The organism is Streptomyces sp. NPDC030798, from assembly GCF_055572275.1.
In genome coordinates, this window is sequence record NZ_JBVIDR010000030.1 from 1 (window position 1) to 9,790 (window position 9,790).

Genomic DNA, 9,790 nt, shown 5'->3' on the forward strand with positions numbered 1-9,790 from the left:
CCCGACGCCCGGTCGAACGCACCGAGCAACCCGTTGATCCCGTCCCCCGGATATCCGTAGACACGCTTCACGCCCCATTCGGTCAGGCGCTGCAGCACATAGTCGGCGACTTGGGTCATGGGGGCTCCTGAGCTGGAGTGGAACGGTCGCGCCTTGGGGTTGCCGCACGGAAGAGGCGATAAACGCGGTGATGACCCCTTCGGGGTCATGTGAGAGAGAACGGAAGGAATCTTCCGGCATCCGAAGAATCTGGACGCTTTTTTTGCACTGTGCCACGATTGAGCGGGTCCGAGCCGGATACGCGCAAGACGGAAGGAAAAGCAAGGCAGCACGAAGGAGGTGGCCGTCGTGGCCACACACCCGCGCATCGAGGAACATCCCGATCTGCTCGCCATGCGAGCCCACTACGCCCAGGTATCGGCGAAGCCCGCCCTGCAGATGACCGAGGGCCTGACGCTGCTGACCGGCCTCTACATGGCGATCTCCCCCTGGGTGATCGGGTTCAACGGCAACCCGCTCGCCGTGAGCAACCTCGTCACCGGCATCGCCCTGGCCGTGCTGGCCCTGGGCTTCGGCTCGGTCTACGAGCGGACCTTCGGCATGGGCTGGGTGGCCGCCGCCATCGGCGCATGGACGATCATCAGCCCTTGGGCCGTGCAGCACGCCTCGGCGACCACGGGCACGATCGTGAGCAACACCATCACCGGTGCGGTGGCGGTCATCCTCGGGTTGATGACCATGGCCATGGCCGGCGCCAAGCGCCGCTCATGACCCCACGGCTGCGGGCCGGTTCCCGACGTACGCCGGGGCCGGCTCCACGGCCGGAGACCATGCACCACGACGGGGATGAGGCGGCGCCGCTCTCGGCGCCGCGCTCCGACTCCGTCCCCGTTTCCCGGCCGCCCGGGTGCGGCCCCTCCCCCTCGGCACGGGCGGTTCTGCCGCGTGGAAAGCGCTGAGCGCCTCGACGAGGGCCGGCCGCGGGGTGGGCCGAAGCCGCTGGAGCGTGGCGGCGATCTCGGCGCGCCGCCGCGCGGTGACCGCTCCGACCGTGCGCCGGCTGTGCTCGGTGAGCCGGAGCGGGGTCCCGCGGCGGTTGCCGGGGCTGGACCGCCGGCCGGCCACCCCGGCCCTGACCAGTCGGTCCCCCTGCGCATCGCGGCCGACAGGGCGACCTGCGGCAGGCCCGCCGGCACCACCACGGCCGGGCCCCGACCGGAGAGCACGGCCAGGAATCCGAGCTGAGGCAGGGTCACCGTGCTCCCCACGCGGTCGCGCCACCGGGCGGAGGTGCCGGGCAGCAGCCCGGAGGCCGTCGGCACCGCACGCGTGAGGGCGCCCAGGTCCTCCAGGCCGACCGGGCGCCTCTGCGCCCTGCGTTCTCTCTGCGGCGCCGTGACCGCTGTCCTCCGTCCCCGTGCGCAGCTCCCGCCGAACGGGTGGGGCCAGCGTCTCCCGGAGGCGTTCCAGGCAGTGCGCGAGCAGCCGGGAGACGTGCATCTGCGAGATGCCCACGGCGTCGGCGATCTGCTGCTGGGTCTGGTCGTGGAAGAAGCGCAGGAACAGGATCCGGCGCTCCCGGTCCGGGAGCTGCCGTACGGCGTTCATGAGCGCCACACGCTCGTCGGCCTCTTCCAGGGCGGGGTCCGGGCGGCCCATCGTGTCGGCGAACGCGGGGGCGCCCTCGTCCGAGCCGTCCAGGGTGGCGTCGAGGGAACAGGGGCGCGCGACCTGCTGGGCTCGCAGCGCCTCCGCGACCGCCTCCGCGGACAGGCCGCAGTCCTCGGCGATCTCCTCCCGGGTCGGCGGGCGTCCGCCGAAGCGCTGCTCCAGTTCCCGGCGGCTGCGGACCACCTGCTGCCGGGCCTCCTGGACCGGCCGGGGCACCCGCACGAGTCCGGTGCGGTCGCGCAGATGGCGCTTGATCTCGCCGGTGACCGTGGGCAGCGCGTAGGACAGGAAGGCGTGGCCCTGCTCGGGGTCGTAGCCGTCGACGGCCTTGACCAGGCCGAGGCAGGCGACCTGGTAGAGGTCGTCCTGCTCCTCTCCCCCGGCGTGCCGGTACTTGGCGGCGATGCGGCGCGCCACGGGGAGCAGCCGGCGGACGACCCGGTCGCGGACAGCGTCGCGGGCGGCTCCGGCCGGCGCCCGGCGGACCTCACGGACGAGGTCGTCGATCACGCACGACGACAGGCGCGTCCCAGCGGCTTCCTGGGTCGCCGGCGCTTCGGTGCTGGTGAGAGGGGTCATGGGTGCCTCTGCCGGTCGGCTGGTTCCGCTGGGCAGACCATGGGTTCCCCATTTCGTTTAGCCTATGCAAACGGCACCCGGTCGGCCGTCGGCCACTCGGGAGCGCCGGTCAGCCACCCTCCGTGAGGCCCTTGGCCTCACCTGCCGGCTCGGGGCGGGGCCGGCTTGACGTGGACGTAGAGCTTGCGCCGGTCGCCGACGTCGACCGGGCGGGGCAGCGGAAGCTCGTAGCGCACGGGCCGGCGGTGGTCGGCCAGTCGACGCTCGGGGTGGTGGACCCGGTTGAACTTTCCGAGCATGCGGGCGAGGTCGGTCTGGCCGCGCAGCAGGTTGCGCCCGAGGATCTGCGCCGTGCCGAGGGCGGTGCGCAGGCCGAGGGGTTTGCGGTTGATCACGGCCCGGGTGCGCACCAGGTCGCGGTAGAACTCCTCCAGGGGCAGGGCGGTCGGGACCACCGCGTGCTGGATGTCGAAGAGGCGGTGGTCGCGGATGGTTGCAGGCGCCGTTTCCGGCCAGGACCGCCGGGAAACCTCAGTGCCATGGGAAGAAGCGCCGATCAGCAGAAGGAGGCGCCCAGGGGCGCCAGTCCGCCGTTCGTGCTGCGGGACTACGCCGTCCTCGCCGACGGCGAACGCGGTGCCCTGGTGGACCCCGAGGGACGGATCGTCTGGTTGTGCGCGCCCCGTTGGCACAGTGACGCGGTGTTCTCCGCGCTCGTCGGCGGCGCCGGGCACTTCGGCGTGGAGCCCGAGGACCGGTGGCACGTCTGGGGCGGCTACTACGAGGACGGCACCCTCATCCGGGTGAGCCGCTGGGTGACCACCGACGCGGTGGTGGAGTGCCGGGACGCGCTGGCGATGCCGGCGAGCCCGGACCGGCTGGTGCTGTTGCGCCGGATGCGCGTCGAGCGGGGCGAGGCCCGCCTGCGGCTGACCCTCGACCCGCGGCCCGGGTTCGGCCGGGAGCGCATGGCCAACCCCCGCCTGGGGGACGGCGTGTGGAGCGCCGAGGCCAAGGGGCTGCGGCTGCGGCTGGTCGGGGCTCCGCACGCGTCCTGGGACCCGGAGTCCGGGCTGAGGGGCGAGGTCCGGCTGCGCAAGGGTGAGGAGCACGACCTGGCGCTGGAGATCGCGACCGGCGACGACGGGCCTCCGCCGGACCCGGGGCAGCTGTGGACCGAGACGGAGGAGGCGTGGCGCAAGGCCGTGCCCGACTGCTCGGGGCTCGCCACGCCGCGCGACGCCCGGCACGCCTATGCCGTGCTGTGCGGCCTGACCAGCTCCTCGGGCGGCATGGTCGCCGCCGCGACCACCTCGCTGCCGGAACGGGCGGGCACCGGCCGCAGCTACGACTACCGGTTCGCGTGGGTGCGCGACCAGTGCTACGCCGGTCTCGCGGTCGCCGCGCACGGGCCGCACGAACTGCTGGACACCGCCGTGCGTTTCACCACCGAGCGGGTGCTCGCCGACGGCGACGGGCTGCACCCCGCCTACACCGTGGACGGCGGCCCGGTGCCGGACGAGCGGGAGTTGCCGCTGCCGGGTTACCCGGGCGGCAGCGACCGGCTCGGCAACAAGGCGGCCTCCCAGTTCCAGCTCGACGCCTTCGGGGAGGCCCTTCAGCTGTTCGCCGCCGCGGCCCACCACGACCGGCTCGGCCCGGACACCGAGCGGGCGGTGAAGGTGACGGTGGACGCCGTCGAGCGTCGCTGGCAGCGGCCCGACGCCGGGCTGTGGGAGCTGGAGGACCGGTGGTGGTCCCAGTCCCGGCTGAGCGTGGTGTGCGGGCTGCGCAGGATCGCCCAGGTGCTGCCGGGCGCGTCGGGCCGGCGCTGCGCCGGCCTCGCCGACGTGGTCTACGCCGAGACGCGCCGCCGGTGCCTGGGTCCGGACGGCCGCTGGCGCCGGGCCGCCGACGATGACGGGCCCGAGGCCGCGCTGCTCACCTCGCTGGCCCGGGGCTGCCCGGCCCCCGACGACCCGAGCGCCGCCGTCACCCGGCGTTTCATCGAGGAGCGACTGGCGGAGGACGGCTACGTCTACCGGTTCGACCACCCTGGCATCCCGCTCGGCGAGGCCGAGGGCGCCTTCCTGCTGTGCGGGTTCACCATGGCGCTCGCCACCGACCGTCTGGGCGACCGCGCCACCGCGCTGCGCTGGTTCGAGCGCACCCGCTCGGCCTGCGGCCCGCCCGGCCTGTTCGCCGAGGAGTACGACGTACGGCAGCGTCAGCTGCGCGGCAATCTGCCGCAGGCGTTCGTGCACGCGCTGCTGCTGGAGTGCGCCGTACGGCTGGGCGACGCCTCGGTGCTGCCGCAGTGAGGCGCCGGGCCGCTGGGGCCTCTCGTCCGGGTCATGCCGGGCTCGCGGGGTCTGGCCTGATCCAGACGAAAGACCCTGGCCCGGGGGTCAGCCGCGGGCCGGGGCGCCGCGTCGTCTGAAGAGCCGGGTCAGCCGGTGCCCCCGCCGGCCGGGCAGCCGGGTGCCGCGGCCGAGGATCAGGGCGGCGGTGGCCCGCGGTCCCGGGGCGGTGCCGTCGGCGGCGTCGGGCCGGCGTGCCCAGAAGCGGGCGAGGCGGCGCTCCAGGTCGGCCCGGCCGTCCTCCCCGGTGCACAGGGCCACGACCGGCCCCGAGCCGCCCCGTTGCACCAGGAGGTCGACGACCTGCCCCTCGACGGTGAAGGCCGCGTAGGCGCCGTCGACCACCTCGGCCGCCCGCAGCTCTTCCTCCGTCACACGCAGGGAGGGGTAGACCGAGAGGGCGTCGTCCCGCCCGAAGACCATGATGATGTCGTCCGCGCTCACGCTCATCGCTCTCACCGCCGAGGTGGTGCTCTCGTCGGAAGGACCGGTGCCGGGCCGTACGGCGGCCGACCGCCCTCAGCGGCGTACCGCCCGGATGCCGAGGGCCGTCACGACCGCGCCCGCCGCCACGGCGGCCGACACCCGCAGGGCCCGGGTGCGCAGGGGCGGCTTCGGTCCGGTGCCGACGCGCCGTTCCGGGAGCCGGGCGGGGCCGCCGCCGTCCTGGTCGCGGGCCAGCCGCATCACTTCGGCCAGGTGCAGGGCGCGCCGTCCGGTGCCGGCGTGCTTGATCTGCGTCTTGCAGGAGAAGCCGTCGGCGACGACGAGACAGTCCTCGCCGGCGTCGCGCACGGCGGGCAGCAGGGCCTGTTCTCCGCAGTCCAGGGAGATGCCGTACTTCCCGGACTCGAAGCCCCAGGAGCCGGCGAGGCCGCAGCAGCCGCCCTTGAGGTTGCGCACCTCCAGGCCCATCTTCTCCAGCAGTTCCTGGTCGGGGTCCATGCCGCCGGTGGCGCGCTGGTGGCAGTGGCCCCACAGCAGGGCCGAGCCGCGCAGCCGGGGCGGCTCGATGCGATAGGTCTGGAAGAACTCGGCGAAGTGGTAGGCGTTCTGGGTCAGCCTTCGGGCGTCGTCGTCGTGCGGGAGCAGCTTGGTCAGCTCGTCCTTGAAGACGGCCAGGCAGCTCGGCTCCATCCCGACGACGGGGGTGCCGGTGCGCAGGTGCGGGCGCAGGGTGTCGATGACGTGGTGGAGGTAGCGCTCGGCGGTGTCGAGGAAGCCGTAGTCGTAGAGGGGCCGGCCGCAGCAGATGTGCTGCTCGGGCATGACGACCCGCCAGCCGGCGGCCTCGATCGCCTCGACGCAGGCGACGCCGACCTCGGTGTGGAAGTAGTTGTTGAAGGTGTCCGGGAAGAGCACGACCGGGCGCCCGCCGGGGTTGGCGGTGCCGCCGCGGCGGGCGAACCACTCCTGCAGCGTCAGCGGCGCGAAGCGCGGCAGCGGGCGGCGCCGGTCGATGCCCGCGGCCAGCTTGGCGAGCCGGGCGAGGCCGGGGGCGTGGGTGACGAGGTTGGCGAGTTCCGGGAACCGCGAGGCGATGCGCGCGGCCTGGTCGATGAAGCCGAAGGCGTAGGCGTACCGGGGGCGCCGGCGGCGCGGCGACCGGTAGTGGTGGTAGAGGAACTCGGCCTTGTACGTCGGCATGTCGACGTTGACCGGGCAGTCGTTGGTGCAGCCCTTGCAGGCCAGGCACAGGTCGAGGGCGTCCTTGACCTCCTCGGACTGCCAGCCGTCGGTGATGACGTCGCCCTTGAGCATCTCGTAGAGCAGGCGGGCCCGGCCGCGCGTGGTGTGCTTCTCCTCGCGGGTCACCTGGTAGCTGGGGCACATGGTGTTCTGTGCCTGCGGGACCCGGCACTTGCCGACGCCGACGCAGCGCAGGGTGGCGTGGGCGAAGTCCCCACCGTCCTCCGGGTAGGCGAACTTCACCGGCATGCGGGGCGGGTTGTAGTCGGTGCCGAGCTTGAGGTTCTCGTCCATGCGGTAGGCGTCGACGACCTTGCCCGGGTTCATCTTCCACCGCGGGTCCCAGATGGCCTTGAACTCGCGCATGGCCTGCAGGAGTTCGGGCCCGTACTGCTTCTCCAGCAGCTCGGCGCGCTGCTGCCCGTCGCCGTGCTCGCCGGAGACCGAGCCGCCCAGGGACACGCACAGGTCGGCGGCCTCCTCCATGAACGCCCGGTAGGTGGCGAGGCCTTCGGCGGTGCGCAGGTCGAAGCTGAGCCGGCAGTGGATGCAACCCTGGCCGAAGTGGCCGTACATGGCGCCGGTGATGCCGTGCCGCTCCATGACCTTGCGCAGTCCGCGCACGTAGCTGCCGATCCGGTCGGGCGGGACGGCGGAGTCCTCCCAGCCGGGCCAGTGGTCCTGGCCGTCGGGCGGGAAGGCGGTGGAGCCGAGGCCGCTCTCGCGGATCGCCCACAGGTGCTCGCTGGTGCCGCCCTCCTGCCTGCTCTTGGCCATGCGGATGCGGTCGGGCGCGTAGCCCTTGGTGTCGGTGAGCCATTGCACGAAGCTCTCGGCCCGGGCGACGGACTCCTCGTCGGTGTCGGCGCCGAACTGGACGACCAGCCAGGCCCCGCCGCCCGGGTGCGGCAGTTCCTCGATGTCCTCCACGTTCATGTTCTGCAGCTGCTGGTCCCGGATCAGCTCGTCGTCCAGGCCCTCCAGTCCGATCGGCCTGAACCGTTCGATGATTTCCGCGCAGTGTTCGGAGGCCTCGGCGAGATCCTCGTACTCCACGACGACGGTGGTGCGCTGCAGCAGCGCCGGGGTCAGCATGAGCACGGCCCTCAGGGCGGTGGCGCAGGTGCTCTCGGTGCCGACGAGGGCGCGGGCCACGTTGAAGCCGCGTTCGGGCAGGAGTTCGTCGAGGTTGTAGCCGGAGACGCGGCGCGGGACCTGTTCGGCGGAGGGGAAGCCGGCGCGGATGGCGTCGGCGTACTTGTCGCGCAGGTCGCGCAGCGCGGCGTAGATCTCGCCCTTGCGACCGCCCTCGGCGATGATCCGGTCGAGGTCCTTCTCCTCGTCCACGCCGACCCAGAAGCGGGCTCCGTCGTACGTCACGATCTCCAGGGCGTGCACGTTGTCGCTGGTGCGCGGGCCGGGGCCGTACAGCTGGGACTGCACGGAGTGGATGCCGCAGGAGTTGTTGCCGATGTTCCCGCCGATCACGCACCGGGAGTGCGAGGACGGGTCCGGCCCGAACACCAGACCGTACTCGCCCGTGTGCCGGTTCAGTTCCTCGTTGATGACGCCGGGCTCGCAGGTGACCAGGCGGCGGCGGGTGTCGATCCCGCCGATGGCCGTGAGGTACTTGGAGTGGTCGATGACGACGGCCTCGTTGACCGTCTCGCCCGACAGACTGGTCCCGCCGCCGCGGTTGAGAATGGGGGCGCCGAAGCGGTGGCAGATCCGGTGCACGGCGACGACGTCGTCCAGGGTGCGGGGTACGACGACGCCGATCGGCACCTGGCGGAAGTTGGAGGCGTCCTGGGCGTACAGGCCCAGCGAACCGGCGTCGAAGCGGACCTCGCCGGCGACCTCCTTGCGCAGTGCCCGCTCCAGTCTGCCGACGTCGATCGTCTCGCGGCCCCGGGGGGCGCCGGCGATCTCCGGGTGCGTCTTCGCCGGGATCTCACGGGTCGTGCGGCGTGCTGCGTCGGCCATCGGATCAGCTCTCCTTCACGGGCGTGTTCACGCGGGTCGCGTTCCGTACACGCGGTGGGGCTCGACGTCCGCCCACTTGACGTCCAGGCCGAGCCCCGGCCGCCCGGTGTCGGGGCGCAGGGCGCCGCCGGCGGGTGTCAGGGTGCCGTCGAAGAGAAGGTGTTCGAGCCGCACGTGGTCGTGGAAGTACTCCAGGTGGCGCAGGCGGCGCACCGCGCAGAAGGCGTGCGCCGAGACGGCCGGCGCGCAGTGCGCGGAGAGGTCCAGGTGCTGGGCCGCGGCGAGCCCCGCGATCTCCAGGACGCCGGTGATGCCGCCGCAGCGGGTGACGTCGGCCTGGAGGCAGTCGACGGCGGGGCCGGTCACGAGGTTGACGAAGTCCTGCGGGGTGTAGGCGTACTCCCCCGCCGCCACGTCCAGCCGGAGCGGGCCGCGGTCGCGCAGCATCCGCAGCCCGTCCAGGTCGGCCGAGCTGACCGGTTCCTCGAACCAGCGCACGTCCCACTCGTCGTGGAACCGGTGCGCCCAGTAGAGGGCCTCCTTGCGGCCGAGGGCGCCGTTGGCGTCGGTGAAGAGCTCGGGTTCGTCGCCGATCGCCTTGCGTACGGCGGTGAGCCGGCGCGGGTCGGCCTCCGGGTCCCGGGAGGTCTTCAGCTTGACCCGGGGGATGCCCTGCTCCACCCAGCCGGTGAGCTGGTCGGCGAGGCGTTCCGGCGAGTAGTTGGTGAAGCCGCCGCTGCCGTACACCGGGACGCGGTCGTGGTACGCGGGGAGCAGATGGACCAGCGGCAGGTCCAGCAGCCGGGCCTTGAGGTCCCACAGCGCCACGTCGACCGCCGAGGTGGCCATGGCGCCGACGCCGGGGCGGCCGGCGTTGCGGATCTGCTGCCCCATGCGGTGCCACAGCACGGGGGGCGAGTCGGCGCTCTGCCCCTTCACGACGGGCACGAGCTTGGAGGCGGCGAAGGAGGCGACCGACACGTCCCCGTAGGTGTAGCCCAGACCGGTCACCCCGCCGGCGTGCACCCGGACCAGGACCACGGTCGTGGAGTCCCACTCCAGAGTGCCGTCCTGCTCCTTGCCGTCGGGTCCGTCGGTGGGGACCTGGAACGCGTGGATGTCGACGGCGTCGATCCGGGCCTCGGCCCTCTGCCGGGGGGTCGCGGCTCCGGTCACGAGTGCCGCCCGGGCAGGTGTTCCGCCAGTTCGGTGAGTTTCTGCCGCGCTCCCTTGGCGGCGATGCCCATCCGTTCCGGGTCGTGCACGGCGGCCTTGGCGGCCTTCTTGCCCTGGGCGGTCGTGATGTGGGGCGGGATCGGCGCGATCTCCTGGTCCACCTTGAACTCCAGCACCACCGGCGTCCTGGAGGACAGGGCCTCGTCCCAGGCCGAACCGATCTTCTTCGGCCGGTCACAGATGATGCCCTTCAAACCCAGCAGCTCCGCGAACGCCGCGTACGGCACGTCCGGGATCGCCTGCGAACCCGGATACTTCGGATCACCGGCCAT

At 72.9% G+C, this 9,790-nt stretch carries 6 protein-coding genes and 2 pseudogenes; 2 read left to right on the plus strand and 6 right to left on the minus strand.

Annotated features, from left to right (window positions below):
* The first annotated feature begins 348 nt into the window (after positions 1-348).
* A complete protein-coding gene (locus ACZ404_RS36755) occupies positions 349-771 on the plus strand; it encodes an SPW repeat protein (RefSeq protein WP_468447733.1) in 423 nt (140 codons plus the stop codon).
* On the opposite strand, the gene ACZ404_RS36760 is transcribed toward ACZ404_RS36755, so the two are convergent.
* Both ACZ404_RS36760 and ACZ404_RS36765 read right to left on the minus strand, forming a co-directional pair.
* Positions 766-2,250, minus strand: a complete 1,485-nt coding sequence (locus ACZ404_RS36760) for a SigB/SigF/SigG family RNA polymerase sigma factor (protein ID WP_468447735.1) — start codon at positions 2,248-2,250, stop codon at positions 766-768. The genes ACZ404_RS36755 and ACZ404_RS36760 overlap by 6 nt on opposite strands.
* Positions 2,251-2,387: 137 nt before the next feature.
* Positions 2,388-2,744 (minus strand): annotated as a pseudogene (locus tag ACZ404_RS36765) (hopanoid C-3 methylase HpnR); the annotation flags it as partial.
* Positions 2,745-2,789: 45 nt separating this feature from the next.
* On the opposite strand from ACZ404_RS36765, the gene ACZ404_RS36770 reads away from it, so the two are divergent.
* Positions 2,790-4,571, plus strand: coding sequence for a glycoside hydrolase family 15 protein (locus ACZ404_RS36770; protein WP_468447737.1), 1,782 nt, complete (start codon positions 2,790-2,792; stop codon positions 4,569-4,571).
* 87 nt (positions 4,572-4,658) lie between these two features.
* Here ACZ404_RS36770 and ACZ404_RS36775 read toward each other — a convergent pair whose 3' ends face one another.
* From ACZ404_RS36775 to ACZ404_RS36790, 4 genes and pseudogenes are all read right to left on the minus strand, one after another.
* Positions 4,659-5,060 (minus strand): hypothetical protein, encoded by a 402-nt coding sequence (locus ACZ404_RS36775; RefSeq protein ID WP_468447739.1) that lies wholly within the window; start codon positions 5,058-5,060, stop codon positions 4,659-4,661.
* Positions 5,061-5,129: 69 nt separating this feature from the next.
* Positions 5,130-8,282 carry an FAD-binding and (Fe-S)-binding domain-containing protein gene (locus tag ACZ404_RS36780; RefSeq protein WP_468447741.1) on the minus strand — a complete coding sequence of 1,051 codons (3,153 nt, stop codon included), beginning with the start codon at positions 8,280-8,282 and terminating at the stop codon, positions 5,130-5,132.
* 27 nt (positions 8,283-8,309) lie between these two features.
* Positions 8,310-9,458, minus strand: a complete 1,149-nt coding sequence (locus ACZ404_RS36785; RefSeq protein WP_468447743.1) for an enolase C-terminal domain-like protein — start codon at positions 9,456-9,458, stop codon at positions 8,310-8,312.
* Positions 9,455-9,790: pseudogene (locus ACZ404_RS36790) on the minus strand (thiamine pyrophosphate-requiring protein); the annotation flags it as partial. The gene ACZ404_RS36785 and the pseudogene ACZ404_RS36790, both read right to left, overlap by 4 nt.

Excerpts from the sequence above, each read along its gene's own strand:
- ACZ404_RS36760 (WP_468447735.1), bottom strand. The coding sequence starts at position 2,250 with ATGACCCCTCTCACCAGCACCGAAGCGCCGGCGACCCAGGAAGCCGCT.
- ACZ404_RS36770 (WP_468447737.1), top strand. The coding sequence starts at position 2,790 with ATGGGAAGAAGCGCCGATCAGCAGAAGGAGGCGCCCAGGGGCGCCAGT.
- ACZ404_RS36775 (WP_468447739.1), bottom strand. The coding sequence starts at position 5,060 with ATGAGCGTGAGCGCGGACGACATCATCATGGTCTTCGGGCGGGACGAC.
- ACZ404_RS36780 (WP_468447741.1), bottom strand. The coding sequence starts at position 8,282 with ATGGCCGACGCAGCACGCCGCACGACCCGTGAGATCCCGGCGAAGACG.